This is a genomic window from Yersinia thracica, assembly GCF_902170565.1.
Taxonomy (GTDB): domain Bacteria; phylum Pseudomonadota; class Gammaproteobacteria; order Enterobacterales; family Enterobacteriaceae; genus Yersinia; species Yersinia thracica.
This window is the reverse complement of the sequence record NZ_CABHXX010000030.1, coordinates 142592-168375: the sequence shown is the minus strand read 5'-3', so window position 1 is coordinate 168375 and position 25784 is coordinate 142592. Positions and strand designations below refer to the sequence as shown.

Below are 25784 nucleotides of genomic sequence, written 5' to 3'. Positions count from 1 at the left end.
TATGATCTCTGGCTTTTATCGATGACATCACGCGTGCGCTGTTATTAATGCACTGTTACTGCATGCGCCATTAATTAGCGCGGGCTAACAGTGACGGTGCTGCCGCTGCTGGCGAGCATAACGCGCTGGCCTACGCTAAAGCGGGTTGGGCCTTGTTTCTGAACCACCAGAATGGTTGTGCCATCATCTTTACGCACTTCAAGTTGCACGCCGTCAGTACGGTTCATTGCACCCTGAACACCTTGTCCTGCCATACCACCGGCCACTGCACCCGCCGCCGTCGCCAGACTACGTCCGGTACCGCCACCAACAGTATTCCCCAGGAAACCGCCCAGAACAGCACCACCGATAGCGCCCATAACATTGTTGTCATCGCCGCCTTGGATGGTGACCGGACGAACGGAAAGCAATGTGCCGTAAGTCACCGTTTGTACTTGTTTGGCTTGTGATGCACTAAAAACGTCACCAGACAAGGTGTTGTTGTTGGCACAACCGGTTAGAGTTACCGCAGCAATAGCGATGGCGATTAATGGCTTGATCATAAAAACTCCTATTAAAATGCATAACCGTATTACGGTTCAGTATGTCTGGTATATCCAAATCCAGCCTATTGACGGCCTATACCCGTCATACTTCAAGCTGCATGTGTGTTGGCTGCCTTCGTTAACCCCAGTCACTTACTTATGTAAGCTATTGGGGGTTCGCTCAGTTGCCGCCTTCCTACAACTCGAATTATTTAGGGTATAGTATTTGCATAAAGTATGGCTTACCCCAGTATTTATTTCACTACTTAACTTATTTTTGATGGTCGTTTAAGTTTTCGACCACATCAATGGATCCGCAGCTTAGCGGGTGATAGCTCAACCAATATTAAACGGCGGTTTAACTTTCTTAAAGTCAGAAATATCATGCTGTAAACGAAAATGTCAGCATCAATAACTTTTATGTGACTCTTCCTGCAAATAAAAAACCTTCTTTAAGACATGCCCCTATGGCGGTATACACTTAAAAAAGTATATCTTTTCATGGTGTTAATTTTATTATTCTGACTTAGCCGGCGCAAAGTCTTGTTGCTATTTTGTCCCTCAATGGGAAATAAGGTCATTGCTATGAAATCAGGCCGTTTTATTGGAGTTATGTCAGGAACCAGTCTGGATGGTGTTGACGTCGTGCTGGCCGCCATTGATGAGCGCATGGTGGCTCAGCAGGCCAGTTATTGCCACCCGATGCCGCTACAACTGAAGAAAGACATTCTTGGCATGTGTCAGGGGCAGTCAACCACACTGTCAGCCGTGGGTAAGCTCGATGCCCAATTGGGGATATTATTTGCCGAAGCCGTGCTGGCGCTATTGGCCAAAGAGGGGTTGACGGGGCAAGATATCACCGCCATTGGCTGTCACGGGCAAACAGTATGGCATGAGCCGCTGGGAGAGCCGGCCTTTACCCTGCAATTAGGTGATAACAACCGCATTGCTGCTATGACAAAAATTGCCACTGTCGGGGACTTTCGTCGCCGGGATATGGCCTATGGCGGGCAGGGCGCACCTCTGGTTCCGGCCTTCCACCATGCATTGTTAGCCCATTCCACTGAGCGGCGGATGGTTTTGAACATTGGCGGCATTGCGAATTTATCTCTGCTATTACCTGATTCGCCGGTGCGCGGTTTTGATACTGGGCCAGGGAATATGCTGATGGATAGCTGGATTTGGCGCAATCGCTCCTTACCTTATGACAAAGACGCCGCTTGGGCCCAGTCAGGGCGGGTTAATCAGCCACTACTGAAGCTGATGTTCAGTGATCCCTACTTTGCCAAACCCGCGCCGAAAAGCACCGGGCGCGAATATTTTAATGCCGGGTGGTTGGATGAGCAATTGACTAAAATTCCGAACATAAAACCTGAGGATGTTCAGGCGACCTTAGCGGAGCTAACCGCACTGTCTATTGCCGAGCAAGTGCAGTTAGCCGGAGGTTGTGAGCGGTTATTGGTCTGCGGGGGCGGGGCGCGCAATCCATTAGTGATGTCGCGGATGTCAACCTTGTTGCCGGGTACTGAAGTCTGTGTCACCGATGATTTTGGCGTCAGTGGCGATGATATGGAAGCGCTGGCTTTCGCCTGGCTGGCATTCCGAACTTTATCCGGTAAATCGGGCAATTTGCCCTCGGTAACGGGTGCCAGTTGCGAGACCATTTTAGGAGCAGTCTATCCTGTATCCTTACGATGACAGTGCTAAGCTGCCCTGGATTACGCTGGTTTATTCACGCAATAAGGACGGCAAAATGAAATATGTATTGGGCACGACAACCGTATTCGGCGCAGTGGCTGTATTGATGCTGGCGGGGTGCAGTTTGCTAGAACCCACTAAGAGTGAAACTTTGCATTATCAATGTGGCACCACCAAGCTGAAAGTGATGCAAGACAATAAGCAAGATAAAGTCAGCTTTGTTTTAGATGGTGAACAGCTGACCTTGCCACAAGTGCGCGCGGCGTCTGGTGCCAAATACAGTGATGGTCACTATACTTTCTGGTCGAAAGGAAATACTGCTTTTGTTGAGCGTGACGAAAAAGTCATTATCAATGACTGTGTGTTGATAAAATAAATACTTTGATCAAGTAATCAGGCTGTTGCTGGCTTAAGGTGATTGTGATTCTGCTGCTGCAAGGGCAGAATAATCATCACTGCTTTCCTGTGCCTGACCGAGCTTATATGACCGACAATTTTGATGTAGCAGACTTGCGCCGTGAATATATTCGCGGTGGTCTACGCCGTAGCGATTTAACCGAAAATCCATTGGCGTTGTTTGAGCGCTGGCTCAAACAGGCCTGTGATGCACGCTTGCCAGACCCGACGGCCATGTGTGTGGCAACAGTCGATGCCAATGGCCAGCCTTATCAGCGGATTGTGCTGTTGAAGCATTATGACGATCAGGGTTTGGTGTTCTATACCAACTTAGGCAGTCGCAAAGCGCAGCAATTAGCTGAAAATCCGCATATCAGCTTATTATTCCCCTGGCATATGCTCGACCGGCAAGTCATTTTCCTTGGCAAAGCAGAGCGCCTTTCCACCCTCGAAGTGCTGAAATACTTCAGTTCCCGTCCGAAAGATAGCCAGATTGGCGCTTGGGTATCCCAGCAATCTTCACGAATTTCCGCCCGCGGGGTACTGGAAAGTAAATTTCTTGAGCTCAAGCAAAAATTCCAACAAGGTGATGTGCCGCTGCCCAGTTTTTGGGGCGGGTTCCGCGTTAAATTCGACTCGGTCGAGTTCTGGCAAGGCGGCGAACACCGGTTGCATGACCGTTTTATCTATCAACGGGATGCAAATGCATGGGAAATTGACCGTTTAGCGCCGTGAGAGTGATGAAATTCTGGCGCTCGTGCGGCGGGCGCTTTATTCTATACCCATCATACTTCAAGCTGCATGCGCGTTGACTGCTTTCGTTCACCCCAGTCACTTACTTGAGTAAGCTCCTGGGAATTTGCTCAATTGTCGCCTTCCTGCAACTCGAATTATTTAGGGTATAAATCCGCGTTACCTCGTAAAAACACGTTTGTGAAAAACAATTTTTTTGTGAAAAACAATTTTTGTGAAAAACAATGGAGTCGTTGATGACCAGCAGCAACCTGATTAAACAATTGCAAGAGCGGGGCCTCGTTGCCCAGGTTACGGATGAAGACGCGTTAGCAGAGAGACTGGCGCAAGGGCCAATTTCACTGTATTGCGGGTTCGATCCGACCGCAGACAGCTTGCATTTGGGTCATCTGGTTCCGTTGTTATGCTTAAAGCGCTTCCAACTGGCAGGGCATCGCCCGGTCGCTTTAGTCGGTGGTGCTACCGGTATGATTGGTGACCCAAGCTTCAAAGCCAGCGAACGTAAACTGAATACGGAAGACACTGTGAATGAGTGGGTGGAAAAAATTCGCCGACAAGTGTCGCCATTCCTGGATTTTGAATGCGGTGAAAACAGTGCTATTGCAGCCAACAACTATGATTGGTTTGGTGGCATGAATGTACTGACTTTCCTGCGTGATATCGGCAAACACTTCTCGGTTAATCAGATGATTAATAAAGAGGCCGTTAAACAGCGCTTGAATCGCGACGATAGCGGTATTTCATTTACTGAATTTTCCTACAATTTGCTGCAAGCTTATGATTTTGCTTGCCTGAATAAAGCGCACGGTGTGGCACTGCAAATTGGGGGTTCTGACCAATGGGGTAACATTACCTCGGGTATCGATTTGACTCGCCGCCTTCACCAGCAGCAGGTTTATGGTCTGACCGTCCCATTGATCACCAAAGCCGATGGCACCAAATTCGGTAAAACTGAAGGTGGCGCAGTATGGCTTGATCCGAAGAAAACCAGCCCTTACAAATTCTACCAGTTCTGGATCAATACCGCAGATGCTGACGTTTATCGCTTCCTGAAATTTTTTACTTTCATGAGCTTGGAAGAAATAAATGCGCTGGAAGAAGAAGATAAAAACAGCGGTAAAGCCCCGCGCGCTCAGTACGTGTTGGCAGAAAATGTCACGGGCATGGTACATGGCGAAGAGGGGCTGGCGGCGGCTAAACGTATCACTGCAAGTTTGTTTTCCGGTGATTTAAACCAGATGACAGAAGCTGACTTTGCTCAGTTGGCGCAAGATGGCATGCCGACCATTGAACTGACCCGTGATGCCGATTTGCAGCAAGCGTTGGTCAATGCAGAGTTGGTGCCCTCCCGTGGTCAAGCGCGCACCATGATTAGCTCCAATGCTGTGGCTATCAATGGTGAGAAGCAATCCGATCCGGAATACACTTTCGCGGATACTGACCGTCTATTTGGGCGCTATACCTTATTGCGCCGTGGCAAAAAACATTATTGCCTGATTAGCTGGCTGTAAGAGTAAAAGAAAATAAGGGGCAAGCTTGCTCCTTATTTTTTTTGCTGATGGTTTATTCACTTTAGGCCGTACCAATGAAAAATATACTTTCAATTCAGTCCCATGTTGTTTTTGGCCATGCTGGTAATAGTGCGGCTGAGTTTCCTATGCGCCGGATGGGTGTTAATGTCTGGCCGCTGAATACTGTCCAGTTTTCGAATCATACTCAATATGGTCATTGGTCGGGATGTGTCATGCCAGCCAGCCATCTGACTGAAATTGTTCAAGGTATTGCCGATATTGGCAGACTGAAAGATTGTGATGCCGTATTGAGTGGTTATATTGGTTCACCGGAACAAGGTAGCCATATTTTGGCGGCCGTCGCGCGCGTCAAACAGGCCAATCCTAATGCCTGGTATTTTTGTGACCCGGTCATGGGGCATCCTGAAAAAGGCTGTATTGTCGCACCGGGTGTGGCAGAGTTTTTCTGCCAAGAGGCATTACCGGCCAGCGATATCATTGCGCCTAATCTGCTCGAACTGGAGCAACTCAGTGGTGCGCGGGTCGAAAATGTCGAACAAGCTGTTAAGGTCGCCCGTGACCTTGTTGCTAAAGGGCCGAAAGTTGTTTTGGTCAAGCATTTGAGCCGCGCCGGTTATAGCCTGGACTGTTTTGAAATGTTATTAGTTACCGCTGATGATGCCTGGCACATTAGCCGCCCGCTGGTAGATTTTGGTGCACGCCAGCCAGTAGGTGTGGGTGATTTGACGAGTGGATTATTGCTGGTCAATCTGCTCAAAGGCGAACCATTGGATAAAGCGCTTGAGCATGTGACTGCCGCCGTCTATGACGTTATGCTGAAAACTCAGGAGATGGGTGAGTATGAACTTCAGGTTGTTGCGGCGCAGGATGCAATTGTTAATCCTACCCGCCAATTCACTGCTAATCCTCTGCGTCCTTGAAGCTGCAAGGGTGTTAGCTGCGCGCACTTACCCGAATCACTTACTTGTGTAAGCTCATCGGGATGCGTTTGCTTGCTGCCTACTTGCAACTCCAATGACTTTGAGGATTTTTCGGGCTTGAAGCTGCAAGGGTGTTAGCTGCGCGCACTTACCCGAATCACTTACTTAATACAGCGCCCCTTAATCAGGGGCACTGTAACCAATCTAATGACTTATTTCTTTATATCTTTTCTGCTGCCAGGGCTTCTTTTACTGCCGGGCGGTCAGCAACTCGCGCCATATATTTGTCTAAATGGCTGCGCTGCTTAATATCAAGCTTCAGTGCATTCGCCCAACGGGTGACCGTAAATAGATAGGCGTCGGCTACACTGAATTTTGAGCCTAACAGATAATCATGTTTTGCTAATTCGCTATCGACGTAGCTGAATTGTTTATCCAGCCGCTCACGGGCAATCGCTTTATATTCATCGGGTGTTTTCGGGTTAAATAGCGGGCTGAAGCCTTTATGTAATTCAGTCGCCACGAAATTTAACCACTCAATGGCGTGATAGCGAGAAAGGGTGCCTGATGGTGCAATGAGCTGACGATCGGGCACAATATCTGCCAGATATTGCACAATAGCGACACCTTCGGTGAGCAGACTACCGTCATCCAGTAACAGAGCAGGGACTTGTCCTTTTGGATTGATGCGCAAATAGTCTTCACCCGTTTCAGTTTTTTTAGTCGCCAGATCGACGCTTTCAATACTGAAATCTAGCCCCGCTTCACGTAATACAATATGGGGGGACAAAGAGCAGGCACCGGGTTTATAGAACAATTTCATCACAGACTCCTTAATAGCGTACTGAAAGATAAAAGCTTCCATTAATCCTAAGGTAGGGAGGTAAAAAATGCTGCTAGTACAATGTAATATAATTATGCAGGAAGTCAGAAATTGACCTACAGCAGTGAATTTCCGCCACTGTAGGCCATCCATAACAGTTATTTTCTGTCAGTGGACGAGTTGTTACCGTGGTGGACGTGTGCTGATAGAGGCGGACCAGCTAAAGGTGGTGGTGCTTGGTGCTGTTTTTTTGGTTTTTCTTTCTACGCGGGTTAACTTGGCGATTTGTTCTCGGGCGTTCATGATTTTTTCTATTGCTTCGTCTTTGACTTTATTTTGTTCTGAATTGGTTAATGCCCTTCCTAAATTTATCCTGGCTTTATCGAGTTGCGTTTTGACATCGCGTTGCTCACTTTCGGTCATTTCTTTTAATGTCAGCTTTTTCATTTTTTTTGCCTTGTTTGCATCAGTCTCACACAGTGTACAACCTTATTCTGTGCGGGGATGTAAGAGATTGCGATCCAGACGACATTAATCACCATAAAAGCCTGTTAGCGACTTTAAAAAAACCCGATTAAGGGCCGTTCACTGAGACATTGACTGGAGAGCGGCGCGCCCCAGTCAGTGACGGTGTCACAGAGTTCAGTGATTACTGTCATCCGTTATTACCGCTATCAATGATTACAGCAGGCGCGAACCATAGCCCCACAATAAGACAGTGAGGCCCAGAAGTAACTCTAACACCAGCACCCCGATGGCAAAGGTCGAGCCGGAGAAAATAAAACCTTCTTGCCGGTCAATGTTCAGGAAAGTGGGAATTCCCAGATACATCAGATAACCGGCATAACAAAGTGCAATCACCCCGACCAATAAGCACAACCAGATGATTGGGTAGAGGGCAACCACTCCCGCCAAAAACATCGGTGTGGCAGCATAGCCCGCGAACAGAGTACAATTCTGCCAACTCGGGCGGCTTTCATAACGGCGGGCCATCCAGTAAATAACCCGGCCCATCAGTGCCACGGCGGCCAAAATCAACACATAGAAAATCACAGCAGAATAGAGCGCGGTTAGGGGGGTTAGTTTTATGCTCTGGCCGTCACCAAAGCTCCAGCCGACTTGCGTGGTGCCAATAAATGCGCAAATCACCGGGATAGCCGCCATCAGGAGAATGTGATGAGCATACATGTGGCGTACGCTTTCGCCCTCACGTTTGATTTGCTGTAATTCCTGACCGGGATGGGTCATAAGTCCCCAAACATGGTTGATCATAAATCACCTCATTATCACTGCTACAGTAAGCTTCTCGGGATTAATGAACCTCGAATTATGTAAAGTATAGTTTATTTTTTGTACAAAAAGAGCGCGGCGTTATTCACATTGGCGTTGGGTGACCATAGAGACATAAATTGAGTAAATGCTTAAGATGAAACCCTGATATTAATTAATGCGTTAATCACCGGAGCACCTATGAGTATTCAGAGAAATGATAATCGTATCGACAATATAGAGTTTGCTGTCAGTGACATTGCCCGTTCGAAAGACTTTTACGGAACGGTTTTTCAGTGGCGATTTACGGATTATGGGCCGAGCTATTGTGAATTTACTGATGGTCGATTGACGGGGGGGTTTACTGTGGGCGAGGTTAAGCCCAATGGTGGGCCACTTGTCATTCTCTATGCTGATGATTTGGCACAGACACAAAAACGTCTGGAAGAGGCGGGGGCCAAAATTGTTATTCCGGTCTTTGCTTTCCCCGGAGGGCGGCGTTTCCACTTTACCGATCCAGATGGCTATCAGTTGGCGGTATGGTCAAATAACTGACCGCCCGCTGATGTTAAACAAAAAAAACGCTCCCGAAGGAGCGCTTTTAGCCGGCCAGCAGATTAAACGGCTGTGGCGGACGGTGCTTTGTTGTTGTCACTCGGTGCCAATGTCATGCGATACAGTTTTGGTGCGGTCAGCATCATCAGAACCGCGATGATGGCGGTCACAATACCAATCTGCATAAACACGTGGCTATAGATAGCCAGTGATGCATGGGCGTCAGTGATATCACTTGGTACTGCGGTCAATGCGGCAACTTTACCGGCGATCATCGCCGCGGCCGCAGTGGTCAGGAACCATGACCCCATGATGAAACCCATCAGGCGCTGCGGCACTAACTGCGCCACCATCGCCAGACCCAGGCCGGAAATCATCAGCTCACCAATACTCTGCAATGCATAGCTGAGGATTAACCAATTGACGGAGACGATACCGTGTTCGTTAGCAAGGCTTGCGCCCCACGGTAGTACCAGGAAAGCGGCGGAGCAGAGCACCATACCGAAAGCAAATTTGTGCGGCATTGGCAGGCTATCGCCCATTTTGTTATAGATTGCGGCCAGTATTGGGCTGGCAACCATAATCCAGAACGGGTTCAAAGCTTGAAATTGTTCCGGCTCGAAGTTAATACCCAAGATGCTGTGTTCAACGTTATGAATGGCGAAGAAATTCAGAGATGTTGGCATTTGGCTGTACAACACAAAGAACACGACCGCTTCTAGCATCAATAGGAATGCCACAATCATTCTACGGCGTGCGGTGCCGTGCAGTGAAAATGTCTCTTTGGCAAAAATACAGATAATGCCGACAGACACCAGCGCCAGCGCCCAACGGGCCACTATCTGGTTATGCAGCAGCCAGCTCGACAGGGCAATCAGAGCCACCACGCCGACCAATACCATCAACAGTTTTTTAAACTGCAAAGGCGCGAAGTCAGGTTTGGAACCTTGATTTTTCACCCATTTACGGCAGAACCAGAAGTTCACCAGAGTGATAAGCATCCCAATAACACTCAGTGAAAATGCGACGTTCCAGCCATACTTCACTGCCAACCATGGGGTTGCCATCATAGAGAAGAACGAACCTATATTGATGGACATATAGTACATGGTGAATGCACCGTCCAAACGCGGATCGTCTTTGTTATAGCAAGTTGACAGCAGGGAGGATGGGTTGGCTTTGAATAAACCATTACCAACAGCAATGGTTGCCATGCCCAGATAGACCCAGAAAATATCATGGCCGGAGTAGGCTATCATGGAATACCCCACCGCCAGCACTAGCGCACCCAGCACAATAACGCGTTTCGCACCGAGAACTTTATCCCCTAACCACCCACCAATGGCAACGAAGCCATAGACCAGGGCGCTGAAAGAGGAGAATAAGGTTATCGAATCGGCTTCGCTCATCCCGAGCATTTTGACCAGATAAACGGCCATGATCCCTTGCAGGCCGTAATAACCAAAACGTTCCCACAGTTCTATGGAGAAGATCAGGTAAAACGCTTTCGGTTGCTTGAAAGCATTCATACTGATTTCGGGTTGACTGCCGTTTGGTGGCTGTTGGCTCTCTTTTGGTTGTTGATGGTTGTTTGCTGTTGACACGGAAACCCCTGTTTTTCACTACCTGACATAGATATAAATGACAGGAAAGACAAAAGTGAATGCGCGAGATGGCATCCTTTTGCGTTGTTATAAGATGTTTAGCGGCGGTTAATGTTCACTATCTTTGTCAACGAGACAAGGCTTTTGCAATGTTCTGTTACATTTATCTCTATCAGCGCGATGCAGCTATGTTGCAAATGTTATGCAGAATTAACGTTTATGTTTTCGCTGTTTGGCAATTTTTTGTTTTGATTAAAAGCTGAACTGATTTTATTCAGGTATATATTCTGCTATTTTGCCATTTTGTGGTTCATATCGTTAAATGTATGTGAATAGCCAAATCAATATTGTGCTTACGATGAAAAGTCTGAAATTATCCAAAATGCGGTTAAATGTTAATCAGGTAAATATCTGAGTCGAGCGGCAAACTGAGTGCTGGATCCCAGAGTTATGTAAATTTTTGGTCTAAAAAACGGCAGTGCGACAAAACACCGGATGGAAGCACAATGGTATACTGCATCGAATCATGAAAATCTGAGATTCTGTATGGATATCAAACAGCTTATCTATCTGTGTAATTTGGAGCGCGAACGGCACTTTGGTCGTGCAGCAGAAGCCAGCTTTGTCAGCCAGCCAACTTTGTCGATGCGCTTGAAAAATCTGGAGCGGGAGCTGGGTGTGCCACTGATAAACCGTGGCAATAATTTTGAAGGATTTACTGCGGAAGGCGAGCGAGTTTTAGCCTGGGCGAGAGAAATTGTCTCTGTCTATCAAGGGCTAAAGCTGGAGGTGGAATCACTGAAGCATGGTCTGAATGGCACGCTACGGATTGGCATAGTGCCGCAATGCAGCATTTCATTGGCGCAATTGCTGAAAAGTGCCAGTGAGCGCTACCCCCATCTGGACTATCGGGTCTCAGTGTTAAGTGCTGATCAACTGCTGGAAGCCCTGACGGGGCACTCGGTTGATGTGGGAATCGGTTTTTTCGAACTGAGCACTTTGAATGAACTGCATTTTCAAGCTCAACCGCTCATCGATGGCGGGGTTGACCTGCTATTCCACCCGGAACATTTCCCTGAATTAACTGGCACCGAGCCGTTAACGCTTTCCCAGGTGGCCGCATTGCCACTTTGTCTGGCGGAGCCGAGCCGTTATTTCCGCCGCTATCTGGATAATAATTTTCGCGATGCAGAGCTGTCATTACATATTCGGCTGGAAAGCACCTCTATTCTGCAATTGCTACAAGGGATTTTTGTCGGGTTGGGCTGTGGTTTATTCCCGCAAGGCAGTTTGTTGGAGGAGATGTCCCCGGCGTTACAGCGCAGGTCGGTGGATATTCCTAGGATGAACCGCCATGCTGCGGTGGTGGTCGCTGAACCAGGGCGGGCGACACCGCTGGCCCAGCACTTCTTTGATGTTGCCCAAGAATGGCTAATTATCCACGCAGAATAGTGGTAGCAACGGGGCTTGAGTCAAACCCTTTGCCCCAGTGTGTGGCGGAGGCGGTTGGCCCAGCCCGCCGAGGCAATACAGAAAATAATACTGAGCAGCTGTTTATCACTGAGACCCAGAGCCAGCAACGGGCTAATATGCTGGTGACTAAAGCGCTCCGGGGCGCGAGTCAGTTCGGCGGTAACAGAGATAAGTTGCTGAATCACTGGATTATTGGGGTAAGCCGCCTCTCTCAAAGCACTGTCAATTCCGGTCTGTAACGCGGCTAATAATGAACTATTTCCGGTCAGTTGTTGCAAATTATGCTGATGCCAGGCTTGGCAGTAGAGGCTGCCGTTGATTCGGGCGCTCACCAGTGAGACTAATTCTTGCCAGTCAGATTCGCTGGTCGGTGAAAAGGGGGCTTGCTCTAGGGTATCCAACTGCGTGGTAATCGCATTATAGGCTGATAAGCTCTCTTGATGGTAGGCAAGCAGCTGGTTGAGTGTGACTTCGACATCAACCGGTGATTCTTCGGCGGCAATAGACGCATTTTCCGTCAATGAGGGCAGCCAACCGTGCCATTGTGGCTGACTTTCGGGCAGCGGGCTTGATGGGGCATCTTCCATCCGTGGGAAACCGGGCAGCATGACGGTCGGATAACCTGCTTGAGCAGAAAAACCGGCGACCACTCTGGCCTGGAAACCGATAAAACCAATTATCTGCGATAAAACAATAATATCTGCATTTGTCAGCCCCACCTCAGCCAATTGTTGCAGTGCATGCCGGTCAATCAAAGTCGGCTGGCTGGCGAGTTGGCGTGCATATTGGGTGATTTGTGTAAGCCGCATATTACTTTCCCGCGAGGCGTCCGGGCTGGAAAGTGGGGTAAGGCGGGCGGCATAGTGGCTGCATAATCGTTGGACTCCAGTAACCTGAGCAACAGTCAAGGCGCTGCTTAACCGGTCATACAGAGAAAAAGTATTTTCGGGGTCTAGTTCAACAGCCGGGGGGAAAAGCGCCTGATACATGGCATCTGAGGCAGATAAAATCGCGGCATGCTGTTGTAAAATATCACCTAAAGGGGTGGGAATATCCTTGGCTAAGCCGAGCAGGAAGGCACCTTGTTCAATGAGGTTTTCGCCATGATAGGGATTGCTGATGTTACCGCTATGCGCCGTGTCATTTTCGTCGGTAATTTGCGCGGTAATAGTGCGGCCACTGCGCTGAGTTTCATGATACCAATGAGCATTATCTTGCCGTCTAAATTGCACCATAGTGACCTCCGTTAGGGGCAGCAACACGCCAAAGTTAAAGGTAAATGTGGGTGACAAGCCGCAGCCCCCTGTGACGGGTGCGGATGAGCAATGAACAGGGCGAGTCGCGGGGTATCTGGCTGGGCGTTATGGCAGAAGTGGGGGTTCAACATCGGCGAAATATCCTGTTGTTTTATGGAATGAACACAGTGGATATCATTGCCGATTGGGTTTGCGAGATAAAATAACGTTAAACCATAATCAATAACTAAAAGTAATAACATATTATTATATATAACAAAAATGTCATTACGTTAGCCAGTAACTGGGTAAAGGGCGGCTTGAGAGCATAAAAAACCGAGGTTAATGGCAAAGCTATTTATAACTCAGTGAGTGAAGGGGGGACCGCACCTAGGGGCGCTTCGGTCGCTTACGCGACTACGACCCCAACGGCACGTTTCCCCTTCATTTGATTTTGTCAGCAGTTGGCCGCGATCGCGGGTAGAGATTCCATATCGCCAAAACCGAGTTGGTGCTCATGGCCGCCAGTGAGTCAGTTAGAAGTTCGCGGTATCCCGCCGCCAGGCATCTGCGGTGAGCGCTTCACCAAAATGACTGGAAATCAACCGCTTGGTCAGGTCATGCAGGGGCGCTGCCAGCACTTCGGCGGTGCTGCCGCGCTCCACTACCGCCCCTTCATGCATCACAATCACCTGGTCACTGATATGCTTCATCATGCCCAAGTGCTGGGTGACATAAATATAGGATATGCCGTGTTTTTCCTGTAACTCCAACATCAGATTAATAATCTGTGAGCGCATGGACATATCCAACGAGGCCAAAGCTTCATCGGCAACAATCACTTTTGGTTGCAGGATTAAGGCCCGCGCCAGCGCAATACGCTGCTTTTGGCCGGAGGCTAACATATGAGGATAATAATTAGCATGATCCGGCAACAGCCCCACTTGGCGTAACGTCTGGTAAATGCGCTGTTCGCGTGCCGCGGCATCTAAGTCAGTGTTCAATTTCAGCGGCGCATCCAGCAATTGGCCGATACGCTGACGGGGGTTCAATGAGGTACTGGGGTCTTGGAAAATCATCCGGATACGCTGGCTGCGATAAGCATAATCGCCATACACCAGACGATGGTCATCAATAAGCAATTCACCGTCAGTCGGCTCAATCATGCCCGACAGCATTTTCGCCAGGGTGGATTTCCCCGAGCCATTCTCACCAATTACCGCCAGTGTTTGCCCCTCACGCAAGGTAAAACTGACCGATTTAACCGCCTCGACATGTTGACGGCGAAATAACCCGGTGCGATAGCGGAAGGTTTTGCTCAGATTTCGGACTTCGAGCAGCGTCTCGGCCATTATTGCTCCTCCAGATTTAAGGGGAAGTGGCAGGCAAAGGCGTGGTTTTTCACCAAGCGCAAGCGCGGTGTTTCAATGCAGGTTTTCTGTGCATAAGGGCAGCGCGGCCCCAGACGGCAGCCAATCGGCAAATGTTCCAGCGACGGAATGGCTCCCGGCAAAGTATTCAGCCGACTCTTATGTGGCAGCGCGCGACCAAAGTCGGGCATGGCACGGATCAGCGCTTGAGTATAAGGATGGTGCGGGGCCGCCAACAGATCTTCACAAACTGCACTTTCCACCGTTTGACCGCAATACAGCACATTAACCCGGTTAGCCCATTTACTCATCATCTGCAAATCATGGCTTATCAGCAAAATTGTGGTGTTGTTATTTTGATTAAGCCGCGCCAGCAGGCGGAAAATTTGCGCTTGAGTGGTCGGTTCCATCGCATTGGTAGGCTCATCGGCAATCAACAAGCGGGGCTGATTGGCCAGCGCGATAGCAATCATCACTTTTTGGCATTCGCCTTCGGTTAACTCATAAGGATAACTGCGCATAATATCTTTATGGTCTTTAATCCCCACCCGGTGCAGCAGCTCGATGGCCCGACGTTTGCGCCAATGCAATCGCTGCCACCAGCGGCCTTTATACGTCCAACCGGGGATAGCTTGCACCAATTGCTGACCAATACTCTCGGATGGGTCCAGACAGGATTGCGGCTCCTGAAAAATCATCGAAATATTATGGCCGATCACCTTACGGCGCTGACGTGGAGTCAGTTGCAATAAATCAATGTCATCAAAACGAAAGCGGTCAGCGGTAATGCGCCAATTGTCTTTACTCACTCCGCAGATAGCTTTAGCAATCAAGCTTTTACCTGACCCAGACTCACCGACCAGCCCGCGAACCTCCCCCTCAGTCAGGGTGATACTGATGCGGTCAACGGCTTTCACCATCCCTTCAGCGGTCATAAACTCAATAGTGAGGTTGCGAATATCAAGTAACGGCATTATTAGACTCCATATTATTCAACGCCTGCATTAATCGCTCGGCGCATACCATCACCTAATAGGTTAACCAACAACACACTGACCAAAATAGCTCCGCCGGGCAGCATGACCGTCCACGGGGCGACATAGACTAAATCCAGCGAGTCCCCGAGCATCGCGCCCCATTCCGGAGAGGGCAATTGTGCACCCAAATCGAGAAAACCCAATGCCGCAATATCCAAAATCGCCATCGATAACGCCCGGGTAAATTCAGTGACTAACACCGCCGCAATATTAGGAAAAATGGCATAGGCCAAAATATGCGGGGTGGACGCGCCGTCCAGACGAGCGGCAATGACATATTCTTTATCCAGTTCATCATGCACGGCGCTATAAATGGTGCGCACCATGCGAGGTAACAGTGCCAGCCAGACGGCGAACATCGCGTGTTCTAAACTGGGGCCGACAAAGGCCACCACAATGATGGCCAGCAACAGTGATGGAATAGAGAGCAATGTATCCAGCACGTGATTAAGAATGGCCGAACGAAAACCATGGGTGATACCCGCAAAAACCCCCAACACCACGCCGCACAGGGCTGCCGCCACCGTCACCAGCAGCGCGGAGCCGTAAGTCGATGCCGCGCCGGCCAATAAGCGGCTTAAAATATCGCGCCCTAAGTCATCAGTGCCCAGAAAGAAAGAGACATTACCGTAACGTGACCAGGAGGGCGGCAGCAATTGGTAGCCCAAAAACTGTTGGTCGAGGGCATAAGGGGCCAGAGTACTGCCCAACAGACACAGGGCCAACAACCCCAGGACACCGTAAAACCCCACCATCGCCAGGCCATCAGCATAGAAAAGCCGCCAGGTATACAACAGCGGGCTGGGCATTTTCTTCTCGCGGTAGACATTATCGAAGGGCATACCATTCCTTATGCTTTAACGGTGTCATCATCGCGCCCAGAATATCCGACAGCACATTAACGACGATAACCAACGAGCCGACCACCATCACTCCTGCGGAGATAGCGGCGTAATCTTGTTGACGAATCGCATTGATCAGCCAGCGACCTAGCCCCGGCCAGTTAAAAACCACTTCCGTTATCATTGCCAATGTCAGCATGGTTGAGAACTGCAAGCCCAATTTCGGAATGATGGGGGGCAACGCATTGTGCAGGACATGGCGGCGAATAATGGTGAATCGGGATAAACCTCGGGTGGCCGCCGCCTTAATGTAGTTTTGCCCGATAACATCATCGGTGCTGGTGCGCATTAAGCGGATAACTTCGGTGGTGGGGGCCACGGCTAAAGCCGTGATGGGCAAAATCATGTGCTCAAGCGCGCTGAGCATCATCTCTTTACGATAAGGCGAGGTTGATAACCAGGCATCAACCAAGGCCAGCCCGGTGACGGGTTTGACTTGATACAAGAGATCAAAACGCCCGGAGACGGGCAACCAGCCCAAATGCAGTGAAAAGAACAGCATCAATAACAGCGCCAGCCAAAACACCGGAATAGAGAAACCGAGAAGTGCCATTGAGCTAATGGCAATATCCGCAAATTTGCCGCGCATCACCCCCGCAATAATCCCCAGAGGAATGCCGACAAACAGGGCCAGAGTAAAAGCCAAAACACAGAGTTCCATGGTGGCGGGGAAAGCTTCGCGCAATTGCTCACTGATCGGCTGACCATTAATGCTGGAAACGCCGAAATCCCACTGGAGCAAGCTGCTGAAATAGAACGGGTAAGCATCCAGTAGCGATGCGCCGCTTAAAGGGCCATGAGGGGTAAAATAGCTCAGACTAAAACTGACCAATGACAGCATAAACAGCGTTATCACCAGCAGCAATAAGCGCCGTAACGTGAAGATTATCATGGCTTTTTACCCTCGTCGCTCTGACTTTCGCGAGATTGACTTTCGCGAAACACACCGGCAAAAGAAGAATTACCAAACGGGCTTAAAACTAACCCTTTAATATCATATCGGTATGCTTGCAACCGCAAGGATGAAGCCAAGGGCAACAATGGCAGTTGTTGCTCCAGAATACGCTGGGCCTGCTGATAATATTCAATACGCGCCGATAATTGCTGGGAACGTAAGGCTTTTTGCAGCAATTCATCAAACTCAGGGTCACACCAGTGAGCATAGTTTGTTTGCGAACGAATTGCTGCACAGCTTAATAATGGACGGAAGAAACTGTCCGGGTCATTACTGTCGGTTGACCAGCCAGAGAGGGTTAGGTCGTGGTTCATCTCCATCAGGCGAGCTTCCTGAAAACGGCCTTCGACTGGCACGATATTCACCGTGATCCCGACTTGCGCTAAATCGGCCTGTATTAACTCGGCTGTTTTTAATGGGCTGGGGTTATAAGACTGAGATGCCGTCGGCACCCATAAGTTGAGTTGCAGTTTAGTGATACCCAACTCTTTGAGGATTTCTTTGGCTTTTTCTGGATTATATTCAGTTACTTGAGCCTGGTTGTCATAAGCCCAGGATGCGCGAGGTAAAATGGACGCTGCGGTTTCAGCCGTACCGTAATAGATTGATTGCATCAATCGTTGGTTGTTAATTGATAAGGCGATAGCTTGCCGGACGCGTTGGTCATTCAGCGGCGGTTTGCGGGTATTAAAGGCCAAATAGGCGACATTCATTCCTGGGCGCAGTGTCAGGCGCAAGCGGGGGTCATCGCGTAAAATAGATAACTGGCTCGCGGCTGGGTAGGCCAATACATCACATTCGCCAGTCAGTAATTTGGATAATCGGCCAGTTCCCCCTACGCCCAAGTCAATGACAACCTGCGGCATACGCGGCAAACCTTTCCAATAGTCACTGTTACGGAACAAGCGGATATATTGCCCAGACCGATATTCGTTTAACAAGAAAGGGCCGGTGCCCACTGGCTCGCGGTCGATTTGTTCTTGTCGGCCCTTTTGGGCTAAGACATCAGCATATTCAGCTGAAAGCACCGGCGCATAATGGGTCGCCAGATGCCAAAGAAAGGAAGCATCGGGGGCTTTCAGTTTAAATTCAACCGTATAGTCATCAAGTTTTTTGACACTTTGTACCGCGTCAGCAAATTGCAAACTATCAAAGTAGGGATATTCGCCGCCGTTGACATCATGATAAGGATGCTGTGGGTCAAATACGCGCTGAAAACTGAATACGACGTCATCAGCATTCATTTTTCGCGTGGGAGTAAACCAATCCGTGGTCTGGAAAGGAACATCTTTACGCAAATGAAAACGGTAGGTCGCGCCGTTATCCAGCACTTGCCAGCTCTCGGCTAATTCAGGCATTAACCGGTAAGTATAAGGGTCGACATCCAGCAAGCGGTCATAAAGCTGTGCCGCCAGTGTATCGACGGTTAATCCGCTGCTGGCCATCTGTGGGTTGAACGTATTCAGTATCCCACTGACACAATAGACAAAACCACGCTGGCGGATATCCGTCAGTGGTTGAGTGGGGTCGGCGGCTGGGGTAGGTTGCGCCAGTGCTGGGGGCGCAAGGCACGCCAGCGATAGCATCCAAATCGACAGCATCCAAATAAATAAAGCACGCATAAAGGCTTCGCAGTCAGTAAGCAATACTTCTAGTGTACCGTAATCTGACACTCCCCCCAATCCATTGAGCAAAACAACTGCGCCGTCTGCTGCTTGTTGCAGCAATAAACAGTAAATGATTGTTTATTCATTGAGAAATCATAGATGCCTATTGTTAGGTGGAGAAGTACTTTATTCTGTGGCCGCGCATAATCTCATCATAATCAGTATGGTAATGAGAAAAATTCTCAACAAAGTGTTTGCAAGTGCTATTGATAACCATTATCATTGCTTTGCTCTTCGGGACAAGGCCTAAAGTTTCAGGCTTTTGACAGAAAAGCACGACATTGCTCACATTGCTTCCAGTGTTTTTTAAGCCAGCTCGGGTGCTGGCTTTTTTTTTGCCTGCTATTCATTCATAAAAACATAAAATCAAATGATGCTTCCTTGTCGATTATATTCTTTTATGCATGCATTAAGTCGTTTTATTGTATAGATAATAGTTTTTTTCGGATATCTTCTACCGTATATATTTATATTTTCCTTTAATTAAAATTAGGTATTAATATTGCTCCCGAGAGGTTGATAATGATATTAATTAAAGTCATTTTATTGTGTTTCATTAATATCTTATTAGCCTGCAAATGCGAGGCTAAACCGCCTGATATTGTCTGGCGTGTAGATTCTCGTGATTATGAAGATATATTCAATAACGGTTTTGTCGCCTCAGGAAATAATAATGATATTGTGGAGCACCTCAGTGGTCGGAGTTGTCATCGTGGTGGTGCCAGTAGCGATAGTAGTTCTTTTATTTCGACAACCTCTAACCGTTTTTTCGCATATCAATATGCCGAGAGAATTTTGCGTAGAATGGATGCGCAGGGGGATGCCAATGCAAGAGTCTATATATATCAAATAAGAGCAACCGATAATATGTATAGTGCAAGCTCTACATTAGAGTTTTTGTTACAGCGTGATGGTCATGCTCAACATAGTGAAATATCTAGGATTTTACGGTACTCATCCTATTTGTCTGAGTGGATGGCACACCGCAGAATTGAACCTCGGCAAATATTCTCTCAAACTGCATATTATATTTATCGCGATACAATGCGAAGTGACACTTATTTTAATAATCATCGATTCGTACAAACTCGCTCAACAGCGAGTGACGGGCCTTTTCCCGCAGTATTTACAAGAAGAACCCCAATATTACTGGCACGTAGTTGGATGATGAGGTTAGGGGTTAACCCTATGATAAATTCATGCTTTGGTAATTTAGAACATACGGAATTTAAACGTGACACTCACGAGCACAGTCGTGGGGATAATAGTATGTTCATGCTAATAACAATTCTGTAGTCATAATTTAACATTTTCATTCATCAGAAAGTATAATAGAGATTAACCCATGAAACTAATTAACTATAGTCTTATATTTATTATTTCCATATTCAATAGCGTTAGTTTTGCCGTTATGCCGGGTAGTTTACAATCACAATGTGATGCTGATAATGGCACTATGATTTATAATAAGATGATACAGAAATTTAATGTCAGTGTGATGTGGCGACCTGGGAACTCTCCGGTGAATGCTGTTAATATAAAAGTTAATGATAATTGGTACGGTGCCATTGCAGAAGATACAACGCATGGTGATTCGTCAAAAGGGATGACCAACTTTGCCCAGGCAGCTTATCTAATTAATTTGATGGTTAATGCTTGTGTGAAAGATAAATATCTACGAGGCCTGGAGGGCGTTAATTAAATGCTAGCTATGGTTTTTAATTAACCATAGCTAGCATTCAAAAACTTACTCACTCTTGTTCATTATCACTGGTCAAAATTGCGTGTTTTTTTAGCATGCCCCGCAATTGATGGTAAGTTAATCCTAACAAGCTGGCGGCTTTCCGCTGATTAAACCGCGCTTGTTCCAAGGCCTGTTGGAGCATGTGATGTTCGCTGTTATGTAGCCAATGTTTAAGATTAAGGGGCAGGGAGGGGAATTCGCCCGCTGCGGTGTCAGTATCATTGCTCTCGAGACTTTCATTTTCTCTGCTCGGCCGGCGAGCAAAGGGGTCAATAATAATATTATCCAACGCCTCATTATTATCGCCATGACGATATACCGACCGCTCGACCACATTCTTTAGCTCACGAACATTTCCCGGCCAACGATATTCCAGTAATTGTTGTTTGGCTTGAGGTGTAAAACCGGGAAACAATGGCAAACCTAATTCCCGACACATCTGAATGGCAAAGTGCTCGGCCAGCAGCATGATATCTTGTTGGCGCTCACGTAAGGGCGGCAGTTGCACCACATCAAATGCCAGGCGGTCGAGTAAATCCGCGCGGAATTTCCCGGCGGCCGCGAGCGCGGGCAAGTTATCATTGGTCGCGCACACTAAACGCACATCCACCTGTAAAGGTTGGCTCCCCCCCACGCGCTCCAGATGACCATATTCAATCACCCTTAATAGTTTTTCCTGCACTAACATGGGCGCAGTGGCCAGTTCATCTAAAAATAGCGTGCCCCCGTCGGCGCGTTCAAAGCGGCCAAGATGGCGTTTTTGCGCGCCGGTAAAAGCCCCAGCCTCATGCCCAAACAACTCTGAATCGAGTAAATTTTCATTCAATGCAGCGCAGTTAAGTGAAATGAACGGCCCTTGCCAACGGTCTGATAAATAATGTAAACGATGAGCTATCAGCTCCTTGCCGGTTCCCCGCTCACCAATCACCAATACCGGCTTATTCAGTTTTGCCAGCCCGGAAACTTGCTCTAGCACCTCAATAAAAGAGTTTGCTTCGCCTAACAGGTTTTCTATTTGCTCGCTCATGATGAAATTCGCCAATAGTTGGTTAAAATAATCACTCTACCTTTTATTCTCAAACAGTCAAAAATATTTTTTTGTTGTTTTTCAATTCATTAACTTTCCTTAAAAGTTGGCACGACTCTTGATATATCTCTATCGAGATGATGTGAATCGGCGCAACCAAACGCCAATAAATTAGAGGATGTAAATTATGGGTATTTTTTCTCGTTTTGCCGATATTGTGAATGCCAACATCAACACATTACTGGATAAAGCTGAAGATCCGCAAAAGTTAGTGCGGCTGATGATTCAGGAAATGGAAGATACGCTGGTGGAGATCCGCTCAACATCAGCCCGGGCACTGGCTGAGAAAAAACAACTGCTGCGTCGCATTGATCACAGTGAAAGTCAGCAGCAAGAGTGGCAGGATAAAGCCGAACTGGCTTTGCGCAAAGATAAAGAAGATTTGGCCCGCGCTGCCCTGATTGAAAAGCAAAAAGTGGCGGCGCTGATTGATACGCTGACACGTGAAGTCGCCACCGTTGATGAAACACTCAACCGGATGAAGCACGAAATCACGGAGCTGGAAAGTAAACTGACTGAAACTCGGGCCAGACAGCAAGCTCTGACAGTGCGCCACCAAGCTGCGGCATCTTCTCGCGATGTTCGCCGTCAGTTAGACAGTGGCAAGCTGGATGAGGCGATGGCACGTTTTGAACAGTTTGAGCGCCGTATCGACCATATGGAGGCGGAGGCTGAAACCGTGGGTATCGGCAAACAAAAATCACTGGAAAGCCAATTTGCTGAACTGAAAGCGGATGACGAAATCAGCAATCAGCTGGCGGCTCTGAAAGCAAAAATGAATTCAGCTGAGTAAGTTGGCACTCAATTGCAAAAAAATACCGGGCAGGCCGTCGGGAGAAAGGCGGCCTGCCATGACGACAACGCGGATACCCGCGAGCCTAAATTTAAGGGGAATGAATGAGTATCCTGTTTCTTGCTATACCGCTGACAATTTTTGTGCTGTTTGTTGCGCCGATTTGGTTATGGCTGCATTACAGCAATCGCCAGCAAAGTGGTGCTCAACTCAGCCATCAGGATATGCAACGGTTATCGCAGTTAACTGACGATGCCCGTCGGATGCGTGAGCGTATTCAGACTTTGGAAGAAATTCTTGATGCAGAGCATCCGAACTGGAGGCAATCATAATGGGCGATATGTTTAAAAATAATTCATTTAAAAATAACGTGTTAAGTAAGAAAAAACTCTATCGCGTGCCCGAAGAGGGTATGGTCAAAGGCGTTTGTGCCGGGTTAGCGCATTATTTTGATATTCCGGTACGATTAATTCGCGTGATGGTGGTGTTGTCGCTGTTTTTTGGCCTGTTTGTTTTCACTATTGCGGCTTATATCGTGCTGACTTTTATGCTGGAACCGGCACCTGCGTCTAGTTTCAGTGCGCATCATGAAGCGACACCGCGCCAGCTTCTTGACCAACTAGAATATGAGCTGGGCGCTGGGGAGCAACGCCTGCGCCAGGTCGAGCGCTATGTGACTTCCGACACTTTCGGAGTACAGAGCCGTTTTCGTCAGTTGTAATGTGACTCATTCAATTTACAGTGAAGCCTGCCGGAGGGCATAAATATGAACAATAACTCTGCTCGTACCCGCGCAGGTGTAGTATTAACTACACTAATTAAAATAATTTTTAGTGTGGCCTTGACCTATGGCCCAGCGGGTGCCGCTGGCTTTATTGTCAAGAATGTCAGCCGTAAACCCTTGCGCTGGTTACTGCTGATGATGCTGGAACCCATGCTGAAACGTGCGATGGGAGCAGCAGTGGGTCAATTTGCTAAGGAGAAGCATGAAACGACTGCAAAATGAGATTACATCATTGGTCAACCGCGGGATGGATAGACATCTGCGCTTGGCCGTAACCGGCCTGAGCCGTAGCGGGAAAACCGCTTTTATCACTTCTTTAGTGAATCAATTACTTCATGTTCACAGCGGCGCACGTTTACCGCTGTTTTCTGCTGTGCGTGAAGAGCGCCTACTCGGCGTGAAACGGGTGCCGCAGCGCGATTTGGGCATTCAGCGCTTTAGGTACGACGAAGGTCTGGCCTCTTTATACGGTACACCGCCAAATTGGCCGACGCCGACCCGTGGCGTCAGTGAGATTCGTTTGGCGCTGCGTTTTCGTTCCAGTGATTCTCTTTTGCGCCACTTTAAAGAGACCTCGACCTTGTATCTGGAAATTGTCGATTATCCAGGTGAATGGTTGCTGGATTTACCCATGCTGGAACAAGATTATTTAAGTTGGTCGCACCAGATGGCGGGCTTGTTGCAAGGTTCCCGTGCTGAGTGGGCTAAACCCTGGCTGACGCTGTGTCAGCAGTGTGATCCACTGGCCCCTGCCGATGAAAATCAACTGGCGGCGATTGCTCAGGCTTATACTGATTATCTGATTCGTTGTAAAAATGAAGGGTTGCATTTCATTCAGCCGGGGCGGTTTGTGTTGCCGGGTGATATGGCGGGGGCACCTGCATTGCAGTTCTTCCCATGGACGGATGTGAGTGGCCTTGGTGAATCACGGCTAGCTCAGGCCGATAAACACTCTAATTTGGGGATGTTACGCGCCCGTTTTAACTATTATTGCAACTCGGTGGTTAAAGGTTTTTACAAAGAGCATTTTGTGCGCTTTGATCGGCAAATCGTGCTGGTGGATTGTCTGCAACCTTTGAATAGCGGGCCGCAGGCGTTTAACGACATGCGCCTGGCTTTGACACAATTGATGCAGAGTTTCCATTATGGAAAACGCACGCTATTCCGCCGTTTATTCTCTCCGTGTATTGATAAGCTCATGTTTGCCGCCACCAAAGCCGACCATGTGACAGCCGATCAACACGCTAATTTGGTCTCTTTGCTGCAACAATTGGTACAGGAAGCTTGGCAGAATGCGGCATTTGAAGGGATCAGCATGGATTGTGTCGGGCTGGCCTCGGTGCAGGCGACGGAAAGTGGTATTGTTGACCATCAGGGGCAAAAAATCCCCGCGTTACGCGGTCACCGATTAGGCGATGGTCTGCCGCTGACGGTCTTCCCCGGCGATGTTCCTGCGCGTTTGCCCGGCCCCGCTTTTTGGCAGCAGCAAGGGTTCCATTTTGACGAGTTCCGTCCTCAAACCGTGCATATTGACAGCCCATTACCGCATATTCGTCTCGACGCGGTAATGGAATTCTTATTGGGAGATAAACTGCGATGAGCGAACCTTTAAAACCACGGATCGATTTTGAGCAGCCGTTGCAACCCTTAGATGAGCCAGTCTTAAAAGCCGCACAGGCTTTTGACCCCCATGCCGCTGAGAATTTCTATCCAGCGGCCCCGGAACTGGACGCCGAAAATGAAGAAGGTCGAGTAGAGGGGCTGGTTAATGCCGCATTGAAACCCAAGCGCAGCTTATGGCGCAAAATGGTCACTGTGGGGCTGGCACTCTTTGGTGTTAGTGTGATTGCTCAGTCAGTGCAATGGGTTAATCAGGCCTGGCAACAGCAGGATTGGATTGCGTTGGGAGCCACTACAGCCGGTGGGCTTATCGTGCTGGCGGGGGTTGGCTCGGTGGTGACGGAGTGGCGGCGGTTATATCGCCTACGGCAACGGGCAGAAGAGCGTGATATTGCACGAGAGCTTCTGGTGAGTCACGGAATCGGCCAAGGGCGGGTATTTTGTGAAAAGCTGGCGCGTCAGGCGGGGCTGGATCAAGGGCATCCGGCACTTCAGCGCTGGCATGCTTCGCTACATGAAACTCATAATGATCGTGAAGTTGTTGAATTGTATGCCAAACTGGTACAGCCTTCACTTGATAATTTGGCGCGGGCTGAAATCAGCCGCTATGCCGCAGAATCAGCATTGATGATTGCCGTCAGCCCGTTGGCGCTGGTCGATATGGCATTTATCGCCTGGCGAAATATTCGTCTAATTAATCGTATTGCCGCTTTGTATGGTATTGAATTGGGCTATTTCAGCCGCCTGCGTTTGTTCCGTCTGGTGCTGCTCAATATCGCCTTTGCGGGTGCCTCTGAATTGGTGCGTGAGGTCGGCATGGATTGGTTATCGCAAGATTTAGCCGCGCGTTTGTCGGCACGGGCCGCGCAAGGTATTGGGGCGGGGCTGTTAACTGCCCGACTGGGGATTAAAGCGATGGAATTGTGCAGGCCATTGCCGTGGTTAGGGGATGATAAACCCAAATTAGGAGATTTCCGCCGACAGTTGATCAGCCAGTTGAAAAATACATTACCAAAGAAAGATAAAGCAACTCCGTCATAAAG

The 25784-nt window shown here is 48.5% G+C and carries 28 protein-coding genes; 16 read left to right on the top strand and 12 right to left on the bottom strand.

Annotated elements, in window-relative coordinates; translation table 11 throughout:
* Nucleotides 1-74 precede the first annotated feature (74 nt).
* Nucleotides 75-542: an outer membrane lipoprotein gene (locus FTA91_RS04285; RefSeq protein WP_004390199.1), complete on the bottom strand. Its 468-nt coding sequence runs from the start codon at nt 540-542 to the stop codon at nt 75-77.
* Nucleotides 543-1109: 567 nt separating this feature from the next.
* Between FTA91_RS04285 and anmK the strand changes: the two genes are divergently transcribed.
* From anmK to pdxY, 5 genes are all read left to right on the top strand, one after another.
* On the top strand, nt 1110-2222 hold the full coding sequence (gene anmK, locus FTA91_RS04280; RefSeq protein WP_145535990.1) for an anhydro-N-acetylmuramic acid kinase: 1113 nt from the start codon (nt 1110-1112) through the stop codon (nt 2220-2222).
* Between the two features lie 55 nt (nt 2223-2277).
* Complete coding sequence (locus FTA91_RS04275; RefSeq protein WP_050115365.1) at nt 2278-2598, top strand: MliC family protein; 321 nt, start codon at nt 2278-2280, stop codon at nt 2596-2598.
* Nucleotides 2599-2705: 107 nt separating this feature from the next.
* Nucleotides 2706-3353, top strand: coding sequence for a pyridoxamine 5'-phosphate oxidase (pdxH, locus tag FTA91_RS04270; RefSeq protein ID WP_145535989.1), 648 nt, complete (start codon nt 2706-2708; stop codon nt 3351-3353).
* A gap of 254 nt (nt 3354-3607) precedes the next feature.
* On the top strand, nt 3608-4882 hold the full coding sequence (tyrS, locus tag FTA91_RS04265; RefSeq protein WP_050115367.1) for a tyrosine--tRNA ligase: 1275 nt from the start codon (nt 3608-3610) through the stop codon (nt 4880-4882).
* Between the two features lie 74 nt (nt 4883-4956).
* Nucleotides 4957-5823, top strand: coding sequence for a pyridoxal kinase PdxY (pdxY, locus tag FTA91_RS04260; protein WP_145535988.1), 867 nt, complete (start codon nt 4957-4959; stop codon nt 5821-5823).
* 220 nt (nt 5824-6043) lie between these two features.
* On the opposite strand, the gene gstA is transcribed toward pdxY, so the two are convergent.
* From gstA to FTA91_RS04245, 3 genes are all read right to left on the bottom strand, one after another.
* Entirely contained in the window at nt 6044-6646 is a 603-nt protein-coding gene (gene gstA / locus FTA91_RS04255; protein ID WP_145535987.1) for a glutathione transferase GstA, read from the bottom strand.
* Between the two features lie 183 nt (nt 6647-6829).
* Complete coding sequence (locus FTA91_RS04250) at nt 6830-7093, bottom strand: YjbD family protein (protein ID WP_004706625.1); 264 nt, start codon at nt 7091-7093, stop codon at nt 6830-6832.
* A gap of 234 nt (nt 7094-7327) precedes the next feature.
* Nucleotides 7328-7918, bottom strand: a complete 591-nt coding sequence (locus tag FTA91_RS04245; RefSeq protein ID WP_072082674.1) for a Yip1 family protein — start codon at nt 7916-7918, stop codon at nt 7328-7330.
* A gap of 198 nt (nt 7919-8116) precedes the next feature.
* Here FTA91_RS04245 and FTA91_RS04240 point away from each other — a divergent pair, with 198 nt between their 5' ends.
* Nucleotides 8117-8470 carry a VOC family protein gene (locus FTA91_RS04240; RefSeq protein ID WP_050115373.1) on the top strand — a complete coding sequence of 118 codons (354 nt, stop codon included), beginning with the start codon at nt 8117-8119 and terminating at the stop codon, nt 8468-8470.
* A gap of 62 nt (nt 8471-8532) precedes the next feature.
* On the opposite strand, the gene dtpA is transcribed toward FTA91_RS04240, so the two are convergent.
* Entirely contained in the window at nt 8533-10074 is a 1542-nt protein-coding gene (gene dtpA / locus FTA91_RS04235) for a dipeptide/tripeptide permease DtpA (protein ID WP_050115375.1), read from the bottom strand.
* A 546-nt stretch (nt 10075-10620) separates the two neighbouring features.
* Here dtpA and FTA91_RS04230 point away from each other — a divergent pair.
* Nucleotides 10621-11526, top strand: a complete 906-nt coding sequence (locus tag FTA91_RS04230; protein WP_050115377.1) for a LysR family transcriptional regulator — start codon at nt 10621-10623, stop codon at nt 11524-11526.
* Nucleotides 11527-11546: 20 nt separating this feature from the next.
* Here the strand turns inward: FTA91_RS04230 and FTA91_RS04225 are convergent, their stop codons facing one another.
* Nucleotides 11547-12782, bottom strand: a complete 1236-nt coding sequence (locus FTA91_RS04225; protein ID WP_145535986.1) for a CMD domain-containing protein — start codon at nt 12780-12782, stop codon at nt 11547-11549.
* Between the two features lie 83 nt (nt 12783-12865).
* Here FTA91_RS04225 and FTA91_RS20030 point away from each other — a divergent pair, with 83 nt between their 5' ends.
* Complete coding sequence (locus FTA91_RS20030; protein ID WP_155407225.1) at nt 12866-13009, top strand: hypothetical protein; 144 nt, start codon at nt 12866-12868, stop codon at nt 13007-13009.
* Between the two features lie 309 nt (nt 13010-13318).
* Here the strand turns inward: FTA91_RS20030 and sapF are convergent, their stop codons facing one another.
* From sapF to sapA, 5 genes are read right to left on the bottom strand one after another with little or no spacing between them, the layout of a single operon-like run.
* Nucleotides 13319-14134 carry a putrescine export ABC transporter ATP-binding protein SapF gene (gene sapF, locus FTA91_RS04215; protein ID WP_120011271.1) on the bottom strand — a complete coding sequence of 272 codons (816 nt, stop codon included), beginning with the start codon at nt 14132-14134 and terminating at the stop codon, nt 13319-13321.
* The gene (sapD, locus tag FTA91_RS04210) at nt 14134-15126 is read right to left on the bottom strand and encodes a putrescine export ABC transporter ATP-binding protein SapD (RefSeq protein ID WP_050115384.1); all 993 of its coding nucleotides are present in this window, start codon (nt 15124-15126) and stop codon (nt 14134-14136) included. The genes sapF and sapD overlap by 1 nt, the downstream gene beginning before the upstream one ends.
* A gap of 14 nt (nt 15127-15140) precedes the next feature.
* On the bottom strand, nt 15141-16031 hold the full coding sequence (gene sapC / locus FTA91_RS04205) for a putrescine export ABC transporter permease SapC (protein WP_050115385.1): 891 nt from the start codon (nt 16029-16031) through the stop codon (nt 15141-15143).
* Nucleotides 16018-16983, bottom strand: coding sequence for a putrescine export ABC transporter permease SapB (sapB, locus tag FTA91_RS04200; RefSeq protein ID WP_050115387.1), 966 nt, complete (start codon nt 16981-16983; stop codon nt 16018-16020). Before sapB ends, sapC begins: the two co-directional genes overlap by 14 nt.
* Nucleotides 16980-18668: an ABC transporter substrate-binding protein SapA gene (gene sapA, locus FTA91_RS04195; protein WP_145535998.1), complete on the bottom strand. Its 1689-nt coding sequence runs from the start codon at nt 18666-18668 to the stop codon at nt 16980-16982. The genes sapB and sapA overlap by 4 nt, the downstream gene beginning before the upstream one ends.
* Before the next feature lie 567 nt (nt 18669-19235).
* On the opposite strand from sapA, the gene FTA91_RS04185 reads away from it, so the two are divergent.
* Together FTA91_RS04185 and ytxB are read left to right on the top strand one after the other, a co-directional pair.
* Entirely contained in the window at nt 19236-20009 is a 774-nt protein-coding gene (locus tag FTA91_RS04185; RefSeq protein WP_072082676.1) for an enterotoxin, read from the top strand.
* Nucleotides 20010-20058: 49 nt separating this feature from the next.
* Nucleotides 20059-20415, top strand: a complete 357-nt coding sequence (ytxB, locus tag FTA91_RS04180) for a putative AB5 enterotoxin binding subunit YtxB (protein ID WP_050115393.1) — start codon at nt 20059-20061, stop codon at nt 20413-20415.
* 49 nt (nt 20416-20464) lie between these two features.
* On the opposite strand, the gene pspF is transcribed toward ytxB, so the two are convergent.
* Nucleotides 20465-21484 carry a phage shock protein operon transcriptional activator gene (gene pspF, locus FTA91_RS04175; protein ID WP_050115395.1) on the bottom strand — a complete coding sequence of 340 codons (1020 nt, stop codon included), beginning with the start codon at nt 21482-21484 and terminating at the stop codon, nt 20465-20467.
* A gap of 187 nt (nt 21485-21671) precedes the next feature.
* Here pspF and pspA point away from each other — a divergent pair, with 187 nt between their 5' ends.
* From pspA to FTA91_RS04145, 6 genes are all read left to right on the top strand, one after another.
* Complete coding sequence (gene pspA / locus FTA91_RS04170) at nt 21672-22337, top strand: phage shock protein PspA (RefSeq protein WP_050115397.1); 666 nt, start codon at nt 21672-21674, stop codon at nt 22335-22337.
* A gap of 104 nt (nt 22338-22441) precedes the next feature.
* Nucleotides 22442-22669, top strand: a complete 228-nt coding sequence (gene pspB / locus FTA91_RS04165; protein WP_038632713.1) for an envelope stress response membrane protein PspB — start codon at nt 22442-22444, stop codon at nt 22667-22669.
* Nucleotides 22669-23058: an envelope stress response membrane protein PspC gene (gene pspC / locus FTA91_RS04160; protein WP_050115399.1), complete on the top strand. Its 390-nt coding sequence runs from the start codon at nt 22669-22671 to the stop codon at nt 23056-23058. Before pspB ends, pspC begins: the two co-directional genes overlap by 1 nt.
* Nucleotides 23059-23103: 45 nt before the next feature.
* The gene (gene pspD / locus FTA91_RS04155; RefSeq protein WP_050115401.1) at nt 23104-23343 is read left to right on the top strand and encodes a phage shock protein PspD; all 240 of its coding nucleotides are present in this window, start codon (nt 23104-23106) and stop codon (nt 23341-23343) included.
* The gene (locus tag FTA91_RS04150; RefSeq protein ID WP_050115403.1) at nt 23324-24721 is read left to right on the top strand and encodes a YcjX family GTP-binding protein; all 1398 of its coding nucleotides are present in this window, start codon (nt 23324-23326) and stop codon (nt 24719-24721) included. The genes pspD and FTA91_RS04150 overlap by 20 nt, the downstream gene beginning before the upstream one ends.
* Nucleotides 24718-25782, top strand: a complete 1065-nt coding sequence (locus FTA91_RS04145) for a YcjF family protein (protein WP_050115405.1) — start codon at nt 24718-24720, stop codon at nt 25780-25782. Before FTA91_RS04150 ends, FTA91_RS04145 begins: the two co-directional genes overlap by 4 nt.
* Nucleotides 25783-25784: the final 2 nt, after the last annotated feature.